The sequence below is a fragment of the Pedobacter agri genome, from assembly GCF_032678665.1.
In the GTDB taxonomy this organism is placed as follows: Bacteria; Bacteroidota; Bacteroidia; order Sphingobacteriales; family Sphingobacteriaceae; genus Pedobacter; species Pedobacter agri_A.
This window is the reverse complement of sequence record NZ_JAVTSH010000013.1, coordinates 25,100-44,477: the sequence shown is the minus strand read 5'-3', so window position 1 is coordinate 44,477 and position 19,378 is coordinate 25,100. Positions and strand designations below refer to the sequence as shown.

General features: G+C 34.7%; 16 protein-coding genes and 1 pseudogene. 16 read left to right on the top strand and 1 reads right to left on the bottom strand.

The window, feature by feature from the left end; all coding sequences use genetic code 11:
• Positions 1 to 6 precede the first annotated feature (6 nt).
• From R2Q70_RS21495 to R2Q70_RS21485, 3 genes are all read left to right on the top strand, one after another.
• A complete protein-coding gene (locus R2Q70_RS21495; RefSeq protein WP_316809611.1) occupies positions 7 to 1,398 on the top strand; it encodes an undecaprenyl-phosphate glucose phosphotransferase in 1,392 nt (463 codons plus the stop codon).
• 544 nt (positions 1,399 to 1,942) lie between these two features.
• Positions 1,943 to 3,076 carry a DUF1972 domain-containing protein gene (locus R2Q70_RS21490; RefSeq protein WP_316809610.1) on the top strand — a complete coding sequence of 378 codons (1,134 nt, stop codon included), beginning with the start codon at positions 1,943 to 1,945 and terminating at the stop codon, positions 3,074 to 3,076.
• A gap of 33 nt (positions 3,077 to 3,109) precedes the next feature.
• Positions 3,110 to 3,670, top strand: coding sequence for a serine acetyltransferase (locus tag R2Q70_RS21485; RefSeq protein ID WP_316809609.1), 561 nt, complete (start codon positions 3,110 to 3,112; stop codon positions 3,668 to 3,670).
• Here R2Q70_RS21485 and R2Q70_RS21480 read toward each other — a convergent pair.
• The gene (locus R2Q70_RS21480; RefSeq protein WP_316809608.1) at positions 3,667 to 4,512 is read right to left on the bottom strand and encodes a sensor histidine kinase; all 846 of its coding nucleotides are present in this window, start codon (positions 4,510 to 4,512) and stop codon (positions 3,667 to 3,669) included. The two genes, R2Q70_RS21485 and R2Q70_RS21480, sit on opposite strands and share 4 nt — an antisense overlap.
• A 338-nt stretch (positions 4,513 to 4,850) precedes the next feature.
• On the opposite strand from R2Q70_RS21480, the gene R2Q70_RS21475 reads away from it, so the two are divergent.
• From R2Q70_RS21475 to R2Q70_RS21415, 13 genes and pseudogenes are all read left to right on the top strand, one after another.
• Positions 4,851 to 5,489: a response regulator transcription factor gene (locus R2Q70_RS21475; protein ID WP_316809607.1), complete on the top strand. Its 639-nt coding sequence runs from the start codon at positions 4,851 to 4,853 to the stop codon at positions 5,487 to 5,489.
• A gap of 153 nt (positions 5,490 to 5,642) precedes the next feature.
• Positions 5,643 to 7,049, top strand: coding sequence for an exopolysaccharide biosynthesis polyprenyl glycosylphosphotransferase (locus tag R2Q70_RS21470; RefSeq protein WP_316809606.1), 1,407 nt, complete (start codon positions 5,643 to 5,645; stop codon positions 7,047 to 7,049).
• Between the two features lie 272 nt (positions 7,050 to 7,321).
• On the top strand, positions 7,322 to 8,071 hold the full coding sequence (locus R2Q70_RS21465) for a polysaccharide biosynthesis/export family protein (protein WP_316809605.1): 750 nt from the start codon (positions 7,322 to 7,324) through the stop codon (positions 8,069 to 8,071).
• Positions 8,072 to 8,073: 2 nt separating this feature from the next.
• Positions 8,074 to 10,434 (top strand): polysaccharide biosynthesis tyrosine autokinase, encoded by a 2,361-nt coding sequence (locus R2Q70_RS21460; RefSeq protein ID WP_316809604.1) that lies wholly within the window; start codon positions 8,074 to 8,076, stop codon positions 10,432 to 10,434.
• A 52-nt stretch (positions 10,435 to 10,486) separates the two neighbouring features.
• Positions 10,487 to 11,848, top strand: coding sequence for a lipopolysaccharide biosynthesis protein (locus tag R2Q70_RS21455; RefSeq protein WP_316809603.1), 1,362 nt, complete (start codon positions 10,487 to 10,489; stop codon positions 11,846 to 11,848).
• A gap of 168 nt (positions 11,849 to 12,016) precedes the next feature.
• Positions 12,017 to 12,430, top strand: a complete 414-nt coding sequence (locus R2Q70_RS21450; protein WP_316809602.1) for an acyltransferase — start codon at positions 12,017 to 12,019, stop codon at positions 12,428 to 12,430.
• A 7-nt stretch (positions 12,431 to 12,437) separates the two neighbouring features.
• Positions 12,438 to 13,706 (top strand): glycosyltransferase, encoded by a 1,269-nt coding sequence (locus R2Q70_RS21445; RefSeq protein WP_316809601.1) that lies wholly within the window; start codon positions 12,438 to 12,440, stop codon positions 13,704 to 13,706.
• A gap of 9 nt (positions 13,707 to 13,715) precedes the next feature.
• Positions 13,716 to 14,927 (top strand): hypothetical protein, encoded by a 1,212-nt coding sequence (locus R2Q70_RS21440; RefSeq protein ID WP_316809600.1) that lies wholly within the window; start codon positions 13,716 to 13,718, stop codon positions 14,925 to 14,927.
• Between the two features lie 116 nt (positions 14,928 to 15,043).
• Positions 15,044 to 16,006 (top strand): glycosyltransferase family A protein, encoded by a 963-nt coding sequence (locus tag R2Q70_RS21435; RefSeq protein ID WP_316809599.1) that lies wholly within the window; start codon positions 15,044 to 15,046, stop codon positions 16,004 to 16,006.
• Positions 16,007 to 16,017: 11 nt separating this feature from the next.
• A complete protein-coding gene (locus R2Q70_RS21430) occupies positions 16,018 to 17,184 on the top strand; it encodes a glycosyltransferase family 4 protein (RefSeq protein WP_316809598.1) in 1,167 nt (388 codons plus the stop codon).
• Positions 17,185 to 17,191: 7 nt separating this feature from the next.
• Positions 17,192 to 18,139, top strand: a complete 948-nt coding sequence (locus tag R2Q70_RS21425; protein WP_316809597.1) for a glycosyltransferase family 4 protein — start codon at positions 17,192 to 17,194, stop codon at positions 18,137 to 18,139.
• 341 nt (positions 18,140 to 18,480) lie between these two features.
• Positions 18,481 to 18,645: pseudogene (locus tag R2Q70_RS21945) on the top strand (DapH/DapD/GlmU-related protein); the annotation flags it as partial.
• 167 nt (positions 18,646 to 18,812) lie between these two features.
• Positions 18,813 to 19,277, top strand: coding sequence for a hypothetical protein (locus R2Q70_RS21415; protein ID WP_316809595.1), 465 nt, complete (start codon positions 18,813 to 18,815; stop codon positions 19,275 to 19,277).
• The last annotated feature ends 101 nt before the right edge of the window (positions 19,278 to 19,378 follow it).

The window sequence follows — 19,378 nt, the reverse complement described above, 5'->3', positions numbered from 1 at the left end:
TATGTTATGCAAACACGTTACTTATTCATTCTGAAATATATTTTACCGGTAACCGATCTGATGATGGTTATTGGTGTCTATTTTTTCGCTTATACATTCACCAGTTATTTAGGTAAAAGTGTAAACGCGGAATTGCAATGGCACTATGTGGTGGTGTGTAGTTTACTCTGGATTGTTTCTACCACTTCTTTTGGTTTATATACGGAATATGGCTCAAGGCGTATTGAACGGATTTATAGAGGAACGTGGCGGAGTGTAATTTTGCATGCCATTTTATTTGCAGTATATTTGTTTTTCTCTAAACAAAATGATTTCTCACGGTCTTTTTTGCTAGTGTTTTACGGGGCCTTAGGCCTTCTTTTTCTAGTCAATCGTTTCATCGGAACATCGTTTCAGTTTTTGCTCTTCAATCATTTGCGTGGCGTTAAGTCTGTTGCCATTATGGGTAATAATGCTACCGGTACGCAGTTGGCTAGTTATTTTCAAAAGCAGAAATACATTGAATTTCATGGTTTTATACCTGATGTTCCTGATGAATACCTGGAGCGTGATGGCCGGTTATCAGATATGGTTGGAAAGTCCTTTCAACTGGCAGTAGAGAAAGGGATTAAGGATATTTATGTTACCATCGCTCCGGAGAGAATGAGTGATATGATGCTGCTAACTGAAGAGGCAGAACGTCAGTGTGTCCGGTTAAAATTTATCCCAGACATCAGCGGCGCTTTGCTTTCTCCTTATACCGTGAGTTATCTGGGGAATGAATTCCCCGTTATTTCCCTTCGTTCTGAACCTTTGGAGAAAGTACATAACCGCTTCAAAAAAAGGTTAATAGATGTCATTTTCAGTGGCCTGGTAATTCTATTTTTATTAAGCTGGTTATATCCTATCATTGCCTTACTCATCAAATTACAAAGTAAGGGGCCTGTATTGTTCAAGCAATTGAGAAGTGGGCGGGATGATGAACCTTTCTGGTGCTTTAAATTTAGGAGCATGCGCATGAACGCAGACAGCGATAAAAGACAGGCAAGCAAAAATGATGACCGCATCACTAAAATTGGTAAGTTTCTGAGAAAGTCTAGTCTGGATGAGTTGCCCCAGTTTTTTAACGTATTTATGGGACACATGAGTGTGGTTGGTCCCCGCCCGCATATGCTAAGTCACACAGAACAATACAAAGGTATCGTTGATCAGTTTATGGTTCGACATTTCTTAAAACCAGGCATTACGGGCTGGGCACAAGTAAATGGCTACAGGGGTGAAACAAAAGAAGACTATAAAATGGTTAAGCGGGTGGAACACGATATCTGGTATCTCGAAAACTGGACAGCTGCTTTAGATGTTAAAATCATCTTTATGACTGCGATTAACATGGCAAAAGGAGAAGAAAACGCTTTCTAAAATATTTTATTTTAATGTAAACAACCAAGGCACTTAAGATGTTAGTTGGCTTGGTCGTTTACTGAAAACCTTTATAGGGTTATCATTTATTGCTGAAATATTAATATCTGCCTTCAAAGTCTTGATAAGCCAACTCAATACCTTCCGGAAGATCAATCTTATGTTTCCACCTTAAGCTGCGTAGTTTACTAATATCCATCAGTTTTCCAAGTGTGCCATCAGGTTTGATTGAATCAATACCAGGTCGCCTTCAAGCCTAAACTATCTTTGATCTGAAGAGCGAGGTTTTAATTGCGAGGTCCTCAACTGTGCCGATGTTGATTAAACCTTATCATTATAAACTTGCATTAGGAAATAGCACGCATCCACCAATAAAAAATTCTCATGGCTGCGCCCCCGTCTTATACCGAAGCGCGTTTGCGCGTTAGGCAAAAATCTTTCAGGTACTTAAATCTAGTATTTAAGGGCTATTGACCTATGAGCCGTATATGACTAATTTTATGATAGTTAATGTATGAGGATATATGTCTAATTCACTGCATTAATGAAGCAAATCCAAGTAAAAAAATCGATGAAAATTGTAATTGTAGGCACCAGGGGAATACCTGATCTTTATCGGGGTTTTGAAAAGGGTGCTCAATACATCGCCCTCGGATTAGCCGAAAGAGGACATGAAGTGACCGTTTATAATTCCCATAATCATTCCTATCAGCGGGCGGATTGGTGCGGAATTAAACTCATTCATGTTTACGATCCTGAATATAAGTTGGGGGCTTTAGGTAACTTCATATATGACTATAACTGCTTTAAAGATTTAAAAAATAGAAAGTGTGATTTGGTGATACAGTTTGGGGCTTCGAGCTCGTTTTGGTCCTGGTTAATGCCTGAAAATACGCTATTGATTTCTAATATCTCTTCCACAGAATGGAAGCGGAGCAGGCATGGAATTATTCGCTCAAGATTTCTTCGGTTGGCAGAGAAATTTGCGGTTCGATACAGCGACTCTTTGGTTTCTGATTCAACAATCGTTAACTATTATCTTAATAAACGGTATCAGAAACGAGCTAAATATATTGCACAGGGCGTTGATGTTGTTTTTACAAATGCAAATGAAGAATTATTGACAATAGAAGATGTTAAGCCGTTTGAATACAATTTATACATCGGAAGTTTGGAGGAAGATGGTGTGGCGGAAGTAATTCTGGATGGCGTTGTAGCATCAGGAATGGAAAATATTTTTCTAGTTATTGGTAACTACTCAAGCAAATTTGGCAGTTATCTGAGCGAAAAATATCAACCGTTTGCGCATATTAAATTTCTCGGTAGTGTATATGAGGCTGACAGGCTTGATAATCTGAGGTATTTTTCAAACCTATATTTTCATGGTTCCGGACATGATGGATCCGTTCATTTATTATTGGAAGCCATGGCCTCAAATTGTTTGATCACTGCATATGATAATGACGCCAACAGAAGTATACTGACATCCGATTCCTTTTATTTCCAAGATTTGGAGGCTGTTGCACAACAGTTAATCTCTGTTGAGGCCAAGATGAATCATCATGTGCAGCGGATTGATCGTAATATGGCTAAGCTTAGGGAAACTTATAATTGGTCGAATGTAGTGGACCAGTATGTGGCACATTTCGATGAGCTGATTGCTGGTCGTAATTTTTAGTAGGAGTATTATCGGTATAAATTTGCCAAATAAATGGACGTCATTAGTTATAATATTTTTCAAGATTGGAGAACCAATCATCACAATGTAAAGGGGCGTGCGGTGATGGTTTTTTTTAGGTGCGCTTCGTTTGTTAACCGGCACATCATTTTGAGAATTATCTTTTTCTGGTACCTGATGTTATATAAGTTAATCATCGGATGGCTTTTTAACATTGAGATCAGTTGCAAAGTTAAAATTGGTAGTGGTTTTAAACTCCAGTATGGTTATGGTTCAGTTATTAATGGCGAAACAAGCATCGGGAAAAACTGCACTTTACGCCATTTGACCACGATTGGCAGTAAAATACTGGATAATGGATCATTTGGACCAGCACCAGTAATTGGTGATAATGTGGATATTGGGGTTAATGCGATTATTATAGGTGATATTACCGTGGGAAACAATGTGGTGATTGGTGCTGGCGCAGTAGTGACTAAAGATGTAAAAAGCCATTGTGTAATTGGTGGTAACCCTGCTGTAATTTTAAAGATGATTTACAAATTTCCACTGGGCGAAGACCCTATGGAATTTCGTACCCCTGAGATTGTTTAATTTTTATTCCAAAAACTGAAAATGTAAGTGCTTTTAGGTATTTCAATTTCCGGATAGAAGTTATCCAGTATGGGGATGTTGACCAATACTTTCGTGCCCTTGTAGTTTTCGATTGTTAACCTGCTATTTAATCTTTTAACCCGGTTATTAATGCTTGAGAGGCCCATGCCAGCTTTCTCTTTCGCAACCGGGTCAAAACCTTTTCCATCATCTTTGATCATTAGCGTAATGACCTCTGGTGATAATATTATTTCAAGTATCACTTTTTCAGCCTGCGAATGCTTTAAGGTATTGTGTGCAATTTCTTTAGCTAAAAGATAAATATCTCTTCGGCTTTCACTTTTAATTCTCAAAAATGGGATCTCTTCCGGAAGAATTGATTCGAAATTTATGCCAGAATGTCTGAACAATTTAGCTAACTGATCTTGAATATAGAAGATTACATTGTTAAATTGGTCATTCTCCGTGCTTGTTGTCCAGATAATGTCATTTATTTTAACGGAGATGTCATTGATCATGTCATTAAGTTCCCCTAATTCAGTAATTTCCGCATTATTTTTAGCGGCTAATTCTGCATATAACTTTACTGCTGATAAACCGGATCCAAGTTCATCATGTAATTCTTCGCTGATCCGCTGTCTTTCTAATTTGATAGCTTCACTCTGTGCGATATACTCACTTTTATACTTTCTTAAGAATCTAATTTTTGGGGATAAAAAATATAAAATCGCTACAGATGTAATAATAAAGACTGTTATTGTTATTGAAGATGGATAAAAGGCATCCCACTGAAGTGATAAAAGCTCCGGAAAAATCAAATTGGTAATATGAATTTGGTTCATTTTGTTTGAATTACTGTAGTTTAAATAATACAAATATATACTATATTGTCACTTTGTAGGGTATGATAACCTGCATTGCAAAAGTATCATTTTAAATGATTTATATGCATCTTAATACCTAGTAACATGATGATTAAAAGGGCATACCATTACTTTGCGTTTTAAAACATTGACTCTAACTTAGCAAAAAATTTAAGAAACGACTTATTCGTTTTTTGAATGTTGTATATCCCGACTTCTTGTGTGTAAGCGTTTAATTTTTTAAACCGAAAAAAGATTCAATTGGTTCTTGATGGAGGGTTGTGCGAAACATATTTATAAATCATCTCAAATATCATATGATTACTGTTTCAATTTTAGAAGACCATGCTCAATATCGTAACTTACTCGTTAGAGCCATCGAAAATAACGAAAATTTCGCAATTAAAGGTGTTTATGCTACCGTAGAAGAAGCATTGTTGAAAATACATATTGATAAACCAGACATTGCGCTTGTAGACATCAAACTGAATACACAATCGGGAATAGAATTTGTAAATCAGGCTAAACCTAGCCTTTCCCTTACTCAGTTTTTAATGTGTACGAGTTATCAGAATGATGAAAATGTATTCAATGCATTGAAAGCTGGCGCCTCCGGATATATTTTGAAAGGATCAAGCATGGAAGAAATTCATTCGGCCATTACGGAACTTTATGAAGGAGGTGCGCCAATGAGCCCATATATTGCAAAACGTGTGATTGGATTATTAAATGGCAAGCAAAGTAACCAGCATACTTTTGGATTAAGCGAAAGGGAATTGGAAGTTCTTTCTTTATTAAGCAAAGGGCTTTTATACAAAGAGATTTCTGTGCAGCTTTCCATCAGTCCCAACACGGTGAAAAACCATTGCAAAAATATTTACAAAAGATTGCATGTACAAAACAAGGTTGAGGCACTAAACAAATTCAATCATTATGGGATGACATCATCTTCTTAAGACCTTAGCTAACATCCTATTTTCTAGCTGTTTATCTTGTGTAGTACTTTTGGGCTATTGTACGGCCCCAATAAAATCTCTCAATTTACGCATTATATCAAGTATATAATAATCAAGTAAACGGTTATCAAAAATCTAAAACGCACAAATAATATGAAGAGTCGTCATGTTTTTATACTCATTACCTTACTGGTAATTTTTGACGCTTTTGCGATCAACTGTTCATTTGCACTCATTTACTTTTCCAGCTTTTTAACCAAAAATAATTTGGAGGTTGCGGCCAGGTTTTTAATTTTAATGAATCTATCCTGGATGGTTTCTGCCGTAATATTCGGAACCTATACGTTTGCCAATGTGCAAAAGCATGAGATTTTGTATAAGAAATTAGCATTTAGTTTTTTATTGCAGATTGCAATTATTTACTTCACCTGCAATCAGTTTTTGCCAGGAATACGGGTTACTTTACCAGTAATATATATATTCATTTTAGAAATATTGTGTTTTAGTACCATTCGTTTAATGGCTTATGTTTCTGATCGCTATTATTTGAAAATGGACACCTTTAAAAAGAGGATTGCAATTATCGGCAATCATGACTTAGGCAATCGGCTAGAGAAGTTTTTTTTGATGAACAGTCTGACAGTAAATTTTGCAGGGTCTTTCAAAGATTTACATGAGGAGGTTCTGATCAATAATCTTCCAATAGAAAATTTACGTAACTCGATTAAATATGCCATAGAAAACCATTTGGATGAGGTTTATACGACAGAGTTTCCTGAACAAAGCAATGCCATGAATGAAATACTGGCCTTGGCCGAGCAACATTGTGTAAGAATAAAATTTGTGACTTCTTTCATCCACTACCAGCGAAACCAGGAATTTTTCAACCGTGCAAATTATAAACTGAGCAGTTATTACGATGGTATCCCGATATTGGTAAACAGGAAGGAGCCCCTTACCAGGTTAAGAAACAGGATTATTAAGCGTGCATTTGATATTGTATTTAGCCTTGGTGTGATTCTTTTCGTCCTCTCTTGGTTATTCCCGATTATGATGGTCTTGATTTTAATTGAATCTAAAGGAAATCCAATTTTTAAACAGCTGCGGTCTGGTAGAGACAATGAGCCGTTTTATTGTTTTAAATTTAGGAGCATGCGCATTAACAAGAATAGTAATAGCCAGCAGGCTACCCGGAATGATCCCCGGGTGACAAGAATCGGTTCATTTATGCGCAAAACGAGTATAGATGAGTTACCTCAGTTTTTCAATGTATTGTTCGGTGATATGAGTGTGGTTGGCCCAAGGCCTCATATGCTAAAACACACGGAAGAATACCGTCAGATTATTAATCAGTATATGGTGCGGCAGTTTTTAAAGCCCGGCATTACGGGCCAGGCCCAGGTGAATGGTTTTCGTGGGGAAACCAAAGTACACGAACAAATGGAAGGGCGTGTTAAACATGATATCGCTTACATGGAAAACTGGAACTTGTGGCTTGATCTTAAAATTATCTGTAAAACCGTTTTAAATGCAGTTGGTGGTGAAGATAATGCCTTTTAACTAACCAAATATAAAGATTGTAAAGAATGCCTGAACAGGGCATTTTTTATTTCGAATAATTCTCATGCACATATGTTGCACAAAAGCCAAGCATTTCTGTAGTATCAATTTGACAGTTGGCTATATTATAACAGTCTGTAAATGTCAATATAGCGATAAAGGGCTATTGATAGCTCATCTGCGTAGCTGTATTTTTGTGCTAGTTATTATAGACAATTCTTTTATTATTCAATTAAATTATACAAACACCTCGCGTTAATCTTGACCTTCAAATGAAAAAAAACTATAAATTATTAATATTGGCAGCTGCATTGCTTTTAAGTTCTTGTGGTTCATATAAAGATATTCCCTATTACCAGGATTTAGACCGCGCCGCGATTACTCAGGAAGCGATCAATAACTATCAACCAGCTGTTATTCAATCGTCAGATATTCTAGGTATTAATGTAAGCAGTAGAACACCAGATCAATCAGCAATATTTAACTACACTTCCAAAGATAATCAAGCAACTGTTTCAGGGTATTTAGTCGATGCCAAAGGCGAGGTTCAACTGCCTTTAATTGGAGCTTTGAAAGTAGCTGGGCTAACCACTACCCAGGTTCAGGAAAAAATGAACGGTCTGTTGACTACATTTTACAAGGATCCGGTTGCTAACGTAAGGATACTGAATTTTAAGGTAGCCATTTATGGAGATGTATTGAGACCAGATATTTATACTGTTAAAGATGAAAAAATATCGGTTACCCAGGCATTAACATTAGCTGGAGATTTAAACGTAACTGGTATGCGAAAAAATGTAGTGTTGATTAGAGAAGAGGCCGGTAAAAGAGTATATATACCAATAGATTTAACTTCAAAGAAAATCTTTCAATCACCATACTACTACCTTAAAAATAACGACCAAATCTATGTGCAACCAAGCCAGCTTAAACTTGCAACGATTGACAGGGGCAAAACTACTTCATTAGTATTATCAGCGCTTTCTGTAGTTGCAATTGTTTTCTCGGTATTATATAAATAGGAATGGCATCATTACAAGGACAAACCACCACTTTCAATATACCTGAAAAGAGTAAGCAATTTAGTGTAGGAGCCCTAATTGGTAAATACCTGTTTCACTGGCCATTGTTTTTACTTTGTTTGGGTATTCTTATTCCGCTAGCATATATTTATGTAGGTACGCTTTCGCCTGTATATGAAGTCAAGGCATCTCTTTTAATTAAGGACGATAAAAAAAATCAAGATCGGCAGGTTTCTGCTTTACACGAAATTGATTTTGTCAATTCTGCAAAAACAATTGAAAATGAAATTGAAATACTTAAATCAAGAAAATTAACCAATCAGGTAGTTCAGGATTTGAAGCTTTGGGTAAATTACCAACAAAAAGAGGGGTTGAAGAAAATTGATTTATATAATTTAACTCCGGTTAAAATCAATTTTGTGAAGCAAAATCCAAATTTTGAGGGTAAAACACTACAGATTATTCCGATTGATGGTCAATCCTTTGATTTCATTATGCCAAATGGCAAATCGAATCGGTTTCAATTCAATAAAGCATACAAAAATAGTTTAGGAATATGGACAATTGAGCCAACAAAACATTTGGCGGCTCATATTGGGGATAAACTTAGCATAGCGGTTTCAAATCCTGAAACTGTTGTGGTACTTTATCAGAAAGCAATTGATGCATCCCTTTCAAATAAACTGTCATCAACAATTGTTGTATCTTTAAATGATGCAAATGCGCAAAGGGGAAAAGATATCCTTAATCAATTATTAGTTAATTATAACCTTTCTTCTTCAACTGATAAGAACAAGGATGTAAAAAATACGATCAACTTTTTAGATCAAAAAATAGCAGAATTATCTGGCGATTTAGGTGCTTCAGAAAAAGGAATTGAAGACTATAAAAGTAGTAAAGGCTTAACAGATATCAGCCTACAATCTAAAGTGAGCTTAGAAAACTTACAAGCCAATGATACCAAACTTAATGACGCTAATATTCAGTTAGATATTATCAATAGGATTGATAAATATGTTAATTCTTCAAAGAACTCTGAAAAGGTACCATCAGCAAATGGGATAGATGACCCTTCGCTTTCCAATTTAATAGATAACCTTTCTAAGCTTCAGTTGGATTATCAGGAACTAGCGGCCACTACGCCCGAAACAAGTCCAGAGTTTGAGCCTATCAATAGGCAAATCAAAACCACCAAGCAAACCATTAAAGAAATGGTACGGAGTATCAAGGTTTCTTTACAAGGTAAAAGAGATAAATTAAGTTCTTATAACTCAAATTTTGAGTCTTCCATAAGGAGTATTCCTACACAAGAGCGTGAGTTTATAAATATAAAAAGGCAACAATCTAGTAAGGAAGGGCTCTATACTTATTACTTACAGAAAAGAGAAGAGGCATCTGCCAATTACGCAGCTACGTTAACCGATGATAAAATAATCGATCAGGCTTATGCTAGTTTTCCTAAAGATAAAAAGAATACAATATATGCATTGGCATTGGTTTTAGGCCTGGGTATACCAAGTGGTTTAATTTTTATCAGAAGTGTTTTAAGTAATAAAGTAATTGGTTTACAGGATATTACAGAAGCTGTGGATTTGCCGGTTATTGCAGAAATACCATTAGCGCATCAAAAAAATCAAATTGCCATCAACGAGCGGGATGCTACGCCCACAAGCGAGCAGTTCAGGGCACTAAGAACGAGGTTACATTACCTGCATAAAGAAAAAACAAAAGGAAGGGTAACACTGATCACGTCTAGTTTACCTGGTGAGGGTAAAAGTTTTGTTAGCATCAATTTAAGTATTTCCTTGGCCTATACAGAACGCAAAACGATTATTTTGGAGTTGGATATGCGAAAACCTAAAATACTAGGAATACTCAATCTGCCGAATAATAAACCAGGCTTAAACGAATATTTCATGCGTTCGGCAAGCATTAATGATATCATTCAAAAATCTGGCGTAACAAATAATCTTGATGTGATTAGTAGCGGAGAAGCTGCTTTAAATCCATCAGAGTTATTAGAAAGACCTGAATTGGTTGCGCTAATCGAGGCACTTAGTGAAATTTATGATGATATTATTATAGATAGTCCTCCAGTTCACTTAGTACCTGATGCTACAATTGTTTCTCCGTTAACAGATGTTTGTTTGTATGTTATAAGGCAAGGTGTGACGAGTAAAACTGAACTTAATTATCTGGAAACGATTAAGGATCAGGATCAACTTAAGAATATTAACATTGTTTTTAATGGATTGGACCGTCAAAAGTTTGGCTCGGGATATAGTTATAGCAACTCTTACTACACCACTACAAAAAAGAACTTTCTAGAGCCTGTTTTTAGTGATTTTGGTAGTAGATTCTAGCGTATTATTTTAATTTACAAATTTTCACCTAAGGCAAATCATCATTAGCTAAATGATCCAATATTTAACGGTTAAATTAAACTCATTCTTTGATAACGGTCATGCCCGCTCGAGTCAAATAAAGAAGAATATATTCTATTCATTAATATTAAAGGGTTTAAGCATGGCCATAGGATTTTTATTGATCCCTATTACGATCAATTATATTAATCCATCCCAGTTCGGTTTATGGCTAACTTTGAGTTCGATAATTGGGTGGCTTAATTTTTTTGATATTGGTTTAGCCAATGGTTTAAAAAATAAACTCGCCGAAAGTTCTGCACTAGGTCAAACGCTTAATTCGCGGATATATGTTAGCACGACTTATGCCATTCTGGGTATCATTTCGCTTATTGTTTTAGTAATTTTTTTACCCATAAATCCTTTTCTCAATTGGGAATCGATATTAAATGTAAAAAATTCAAAAGACCTGAACCTGAATTTATTGGTGCTTGTGGTATTTATTACGTTTTGTGTGCAATTCGTATTTCAAATTATAAATACAATTTTAACGGCATGGCATGTTCCTTCAAAAGTCTCACTAATTGCATTTCTAGGCCAGTTATTTAGTGCAACCATCATATATATACTATCTAAATCCGTAGTTGTTAATTTAGTTTATATTGTTGCTATACTGGCTGGAGTACCCCTTCTAATCCAAATTATTGCTTCAATTATCCTTTATAAATTTAGTTTAAAAAGTCTCAAGCCCAGTTTCAAGTTTGTAGATTTTAAATACGCAAAGGACTTGTTACAGGTTGGTGGTATTTTCTTCATTATACAGATAGGGGCTTTGATTTTGGTTCAAACAGATAACATTATCATCATCCGTTTATTTGGGCCTAAAGAAGTGACCACTTTCAATGTTGCTTTCAAACTTTATTCTATCATCACGATGATATTTACAATAGTCATAACACCATTCTGGAGTGCATTTACCGATGCATATGCTAGAAATGATTTAAAGTGGATACATGAAGTGTTAAATAAAATGCAAAAATATTGGTTAGTTCTGGTGGGTATAACAATTTTAATGTTTGTTAGTGCACCGTTCATTTATAAAATATGGTTGAAAGACAGTGTAGAGCTGCCCACATTTCTATCATTTGTGATGGCACTTTGGGTTATTGCTTATAGCTTCCAAACCATGTACGTTTATTTTTTAAATGGCATTGGCAAAATCAGGCTACAATTATACCTGATTGTATTTACAGCTTTAATCAACATTCCATTGGCAATAGTTTTATCACATAAGTTTGGTATAGCCGGAGTAACCTTATCAAATACGCTTATCTTTATTTTTTTAGGAATTATCTATTACATCCAAACACGTCGCATTTTGAATAAAACTGCTACTGGAATATTTAACAAGTAAATATTTTGATTTGGATAATCATAAAGCAAAATGCGAAGTAAATTTTTAATAGCTTGTTCTTTTTACCTTTACAATCATTTTATAACAAATTTTCCTTTGTATGATGTGAGGCACTGGTACATCAAAAAAATCCTGCGAATCAAGATTGGGAAAGAGTCATCCGTGCACATGGGCTGTTTTTTTACTGGCAGAAATATAAAAATAGGTGAAAATTCCGTAATTAATAGAAAAGTTTATCTTGATGGGAGATATGGAATTGAAATCGGGAATAATGTAAGCATTTCCCCCGAGTGCTATATCCTATCATTAAGTCATGAGGTTCATGATCCAATGTTCGCTGCGGTTGGCAAGCAAGTATCTATTGGCGATTATGCCTGGATTGGCAGCAGGGCAATTATTTTACCTGGCGTAATTTTAGGGAAAGGATGTGTAGTCGGTGCAGGATCTGTTGTGACAAAATCTTTCTTAGAAACTAACTACATTGTAGCTGGTATGCCAGCAAAATTTATTGCAGTGCGTCGAATTGAGGAATATGAATACAAATTGAAATACTTCCCCTTCTTCGATACCGATATTACGTAATAACATTATGAATAAAAAAACAAAAATTCTATTTATTACTGAGCATTTTGTGCATGATTCTACTTATCAGGCCGGTCATAAATCTTTCAGTTTTTATCTGGATAAATTTTGTAATGATGAATTATTTGAGGTTGCTTATGTTGTAGATCATAATAACGATTTTATAAATGCTGGCAAAATGAAAAATCAATTTCCAAATGCCCATGATTTTTCTATAAAAACGCCAGCGATTCTTAAAAAATTAAAATATCCTTTTTACAAAAAACCAATCAAAAACTTACTTTCACTTCTCAAACCGTCATGGTTATATTTGGAGCCTTTTAGAGGGTTAGTTTACAAAAAGGCCTTAAAGAGCGTTTTTGATCAAGGATGGGTGCCAGACATCATTGCATTTGAATGGACTGAAATGCTTTTTTTAAGTGACTACTGCAAGCAGCTATTTCCAAAGGCAATATTTATCGCTACTGAGCATGATGTATCTTTTAACAAAGTTGAAAGAATGTTTGATAAAAGCATTTTACAGAAGAAATTTTTGGTGAAGCAATTTAAAGCGCTGGAATTGGCTGCATTACAATTGATGGACTTGATATTGGTACTTAGCAGTAATGATTTTTCATTACTCATTAATAATGGCATTGATGCAGACAAAGTGTTATTAATTTCACCATTTTATAACCGAAGTAATCGGAGTCAAGCCTTACACAAAAATGAGGTCATATATTATGGTGCCATGAATCGTGAGGAAAATATGCACGCGGTGAAATGGTTTATTGAAAATGTTTTTATTCCGTTTAATTTAAGCGATTTAGTCAAATTTGTTGTGATAGGTGCTGGGACTTCAGCATCTTTTTCTAAAAAATATAAGGATGTCCCGGGTGTTGTTTTCACCGGTTTTGTAGATGATCCCGCAAAATATTTTGAAACAGCTTTATGCATGGTTGTTCCGTTAACTTTTGGAGGCGGAATTAAAATAAAAATTCTGGAAGCGATGTCTGGTGCAGTTACTGTTTTGAGTAACAATGTTGGTATCGAGGGTATTTCTGCCGAATCTGGTATAAATTATATGCATTGCACGGACCCGATAGATTACGCCACTGCGATAAAAAAACTATTCTCAGATAGAGGTCTTGCTTATAAAATCGGAGGTGCTGGTAGGGTTATGATGGAATCGAATTATAATTTTGTAAAAAGTTATGAAACTTATAAAACAAAGATAATTGATTTGAGCAATCAGAATGCTAAAAAACATTTCGAGCTAAACGAATCATTTAACTAACTTTTGGGTATGTTCGATAAGAAGACAATTTTCATCTTTTTTTTAATCATCTTTTCTTTAAAATTTTTTGATGCCGTTGTCGCTAATTCTGGTGTATTGAAAAACCTATGTTATGCTTTTATGGGCATAGCGATAATGATATCAATTCCTCACTTCTTTAAAAGTAAAGGTGGATTTATCCTCCCGATACAAATTTTATGCGTTTCTATTCTTTTTTCGATATTTATGGCGAGATTTTCCTGGGGTCAGGAACTTAGCTACGCGGCTACAACAATTCCGTATCTGATTTGGTTTACATTTTTTTACCTCTTATATGCCAAAATACCGATTAGCAAAATAGAAAATATCATACTTATTTATGGGCTTATTTATATGCTCCTGTTTCTTTTTCAGTTTACCCATACTACTGTTGTATACTTTGGTCAACATGCTGAATTTGTAGAAGATCGGGGAGTAGTTCGTGTGGGGTTTCCTGGCGCCGGGGTATTCTTCTTATCATGTTTTATTGCTGTTAACAAAGTAACCAATCTGAAAACAAATATGAAATATTTGTGGTTGGCTTATGCCATTACCGGATTAGTTATCAATATACTACAAGTTACCAGGCAAGCAATTTTTCTCATGTTGATTGTTTATCTGTTTCATTTTTTAAGTAGTATTAAACTGGTTTATAAAGTTGTTACGGTTGCAATTTTTGCCATTGCTGCGTATGCATTCTTCAATATAGAAACGCCAATTAGTAAAGGTTTGGTTGAGCAACAGAAACAAGATGTATCGGCTGGTGGTGATTACATCAGAATTCGTGCGGCTGATTACTTTTTAACTCAATTTACCCCAACTGATTTAGGTAAAGTTTTTGGAAATGGATTATACAATAATAATTCCTCGTATGGTAAAACAGTGCTGGCGTTAAGTGACAATTATGGTTTTTTCTTATCAGATATCGGTTTAGTTGAATTATATATTTTATTTGGGATATTTGCGGTCATCGCCTATATCATGATTTTTTATAAGAGTTTTACAATTCCTTTGCCCAAAGATTACTATTATCTTAAATACTACCTTTGGCTATTACTCGTCACTTGTCTAACTTCGGATTCCATTATTTCAACTAATTTTTTGATTACGACAGTAATTGTGTTGTATTGCTATCAATATTTGTATGAAATAGGAAAAATATCAAGGTCTCACGTTGCTCAAATCTCAGCTATAAATCAATAAAGAAAGGTCATTATTTGGATAGTGATATAGGGCTATTGTGTGAAACTACGGGAAACAAGATCTTCGTAGCACTCCATAATAGGTACTTCAAACATCTTATAAGTCTAATACGCTAAATGTCAACACAATCACGTCTCGCAATAGTAATACCCGCTTATAAAGGCAAATACCTGAAACAAACCCTACAGTCTTTAGCAGTTCAAACTTGTAAAGATTTTATAGTCTATATCGGAGATGATAAGAGCCCCGACGATTTATTTAAAATAGTTGAGGAATTTGAGGGTAGACTTGACATTGTTTATAAAAAATTTGAGAATAATTTAGGGGGTGTCAACCTGGTTGACCAGTGGAATCGTTGCATCAATCTTATTGATCAAGAGCAATGGATTTGGCTTTTTTCAGATGATGATTATGTTGAATCAATTTGCGTGGAAACGTTTTACAGTAGCTTGAATAAGAACAAGGATATAGATTTATATCGATTTAATAATCAGATTGTTAATAGCAGTGGGGAAGCAATTGGAGCATTAAACAAATTTCCTGAATTTCTTAGTGCAGATGATTTCTTTAAAGGAAGACTTAACAAAAAAATTTATAGTTATGCTGTTGAATATATATTCAACAGACAGGCTTTCGAAGATGTTAAAGGTTTTGAATATTTCGATTTGTGCTGGTCTACGGATGACGCGACATGGATAAAATTAGCCAGGAAACATGGAATTTACACCATGAACCAGGGCATTGTGTATTGGAGATATAGTGATTTAAATATTTCATCTATTACCAATGATAAGCCAATTGTGATTCGAAAAATCCAGGCAAACCTAGCCTACTTACTTTGGGCAGATCGCTATTTTAAATCATATATCGCAAAATTTAAAATTACAGCCAGGGAGAAGCTAAAATGGCTTTTAACGATGCCAATAGAAATCACTTGCTTAAATATACGAGAGAAAGAGGATTACATTGTAAGTTCATTACAAAGCTTAAATTTAGAGAATCGTAAATCAATGGCCTACTTTATTTTTTACAGTGGCCTACTAAAAAAAGCTATTAAATCTTTTTTTATTGTAAAATAGATATAAAAAAAATGCAGAAAGTTATTTTTTATACCGGTACCTGTTTCATGGATGCTTCTCTGGAACTCATAAATGTACTCAAAAACCATGTTGAATTACATGTATTAATAGAGGTTACTGAAAAATCAAAGAATCAAAATGTATGTGACATCAATGAGCTTCCGGAAAACGAATTATTTGTAGATCCTCAAAAGGTGCTTTCACCTAAAAGCTTTAGTTTTATGGAGCCTTTTATAAAGGGCACTGCAAGTACGATGTTTATTGCACATAAGCAATCAAATATTTTATCAAATATTACTAAAGCGCATAAAATACGTAAATACATATCAAAGATAAAGCCTGATGTTTTACACATAGAGGCAATATTAATTCGTTCAGCTTTAATTTTGCCGTCAATATTAAAATTTAAAAAAGTTTTCGTTACGCTGCATGACCCGATACCACACCTAGGTGAAAAAGATTATAAAATAGAATTTTACAAGGCATTGCTGTTTAAACTTCCAAACCTCAAGGGACTTTTATTTTATTCAGAATTCGCTGAACAACAGTTTAAATCCTTTTATAAAATAGAAAGTATAAGAAGAATTAATCTGAAAATGGAAGCACTAAGTTATTACAGAAATTTTCAGGATAAAGAGACTTATGAAAAAAAGCATATTTTATTTTTTGGAAGAATGTCTCCTTACAAAGGAATAGATGTGCTGCTTGATGCTATTCCAGGCGTTATTGCGAAATACCCTGATGAACATTTCGTTATTGCTGGAAGGAGTATTAATGGCTATGAAATAAACACAGAGAAATTGAAAAATATTTCTGGAAATGCAACGATACTTAATAAACATATTTCCAACCACGAATTAGTCAACTTAATAAGCGAAGCGAAATTTGTTATATGTCCATATATTGAAGCCACTCAAAGTGCTGTTTTAATGACTGCATTTGGTTTAAAAACCCCGGTTATAGCCTCAAGTGTAGGTGCTTTTGCTGAGCACATTAATCCGGATCGAAATGGCTCACTCATTCAGCCTAGTGATCCTTCTGCACTATCGGCAAGAATTATTGAATTTATTGAGTCAAAAGTTTATGATGTTTTAGCAGATAATTTAAAGATTGATTCAGCATTAAACCTTTGGACAGCAAATACCGATATTTTACTTCATGCATACACTCAAGACTAGATCATCAATGAAAATCTTATTTATAACAAACATGTTTCCTGTTGAAGATTATCAATCTTTCGGCATACACGTTAAAGAGCAAATAGAAAGCCTAAAAAATGTTGAAAGTGATATTTTTTTTATCAATGGAAGAGAGAGCAAAGTAAATTACTTCAAAAGCATTAGATCAATTAAACATGCGCTAAAAAGTAAAGATTACGATCTCATTCACATCCATTATGCGATATCAGGTCTTTTTCTGCTATTTTTTAGGCCGAAAGTACCGGTGATCATCACCCTGCATGGTGGCGAATTATTTGGTATGAAAGGATTTATAAATCGATTTTTACAGAAAAACATCACCTTAAATATATTGAAATATGCATCTAAGGTTATTGTATTAAATGATTTAACCGCAGAATTACTAAAATCGCATCAAAATAAATTAATGAAAATCCCATGTGGGATTAATGCCAATCGATTTAAACAGCTCGCTGGGCCTGAGGAAACTGATACCCTCAAAATTGGCTTTCCTAGTAGCAGATCGAGAATAGAAAAAAACTGGCCATTGTTTACTTCTATCATCGAAGAATTGAAAGCCCGATTCAATATAGTTGTTGTAGAGTTTGATGATATGACCAGAGACGAGGTTGCCCAGAATTTGAATGAATTGGATTTATTGATTATGACTTCCTTTAGCGAAGGCTCACCGCAAATTATAAAGGAAGCAATGGGCTGTAATAAGCCGATAGTTTCAACAAACGTTGGTGATGTATCTGATCTGCTTCAGGATGTACGTAATTGCTTTGTTGTAGAAACCTTTGATAAAATGGATTTTATTGCGCCTGTCGAGGCAATTTTATTGCTTAATAAAGAGGATCGGGTATCAAATGGGCGTCAAAAATTGATGCAAATGGGCATCGATGAAGGTAGCGTCGCTGAAAAACTTTCCAAGATGTATGAAAGCGTGATATGAAAAAGTTTTGGCTGGTAATATATTATGTGATAGCAATCAGGCTTCCAAATGTCTATTTTCCAATGGGGAAATATTTCAATAAATTGAGGATAAAAATATTAAAGTATGTAATTGACATCGGTAGAGACACCGTTATAGAATCAAATTTTAAATTTGGCTTAAAGGAGAAAATTGTGATTGGGGATAACTGCGAAATTAATGAGGGCGTATATATTCAATCGGCTGTAATTGGTAATTATGTATTAATTGCCCATAATGTTAGCATACTTGCTATTACCCATAACTTTAAAGATAAAACCCAAATGATTATACATCAAAAATTTACTGAGGTAAAGCCTGTAGTGATCGGGGATGATGTTTGGATAGGCAGGAATGCAATTATATTACCGGGTATTAGTTTGGGCCAGGGTGCTATAGTTGGCGCAGGTGCAGTAGTAACAAAAAATGTTGAACCGTATATGATTGTAGGTGGAACACCTGCAAGAGTAATTGGACGGAGAGGAGATTAAAAAATGAATTGTAACCCAATTTAAATTAAACATCAATGTTAGAGATACTTAAATATTTTAGATTGACTTTGGAATTTATTAGGTGCTTACCTCATATTATCGTGTTCCTGTTTTGTTCAAATCATGAGATTATCAAACAGGATAACCGAAGGTGGCTTGAAATAATGAATAGGAAGGAAACCGGGCTTATTGGACTTATTTATTTACTTGGCTTTTTTCCAGAATATAGAAATTTATTTTATAAGCGTGTGGGTACGATTGGCCATCTCCTAAACATCATCTGCCCAAAAATGTCATCATTATTTATCGCAACGGATAACATTGGGCCAGGTTTATTTATTCAACATGGTTTTGCAACAATTATTTCGGCCGAATCTATTGGGGAAAATTGCTGGATTAATCAACAAGTAACTGTAGGCTTTGGTGTAGGAAACGGCCGGCCTACTATAGGAAATAATGTCAGGATTGCCCCTGGTGCAAAAGTATTTAATAATATTTTCATTGGAGACAATTCTAATATTGGCGCTAATGCTGTGGTCACTAAAAATGTGCCCTCAGATGCTACTGTTATCGGTATTCCTGCATACATAATAAAGATTAACGGCGTTAAAATTACAAAAGCGCTATAAATAAACAGCAAAAAAATAGATACAAATGTGTTTTTACCAGATACCTTTTAGTAACATGTAAATGGTAACCATAATAATAATAATCAATTTAAATTAAATAG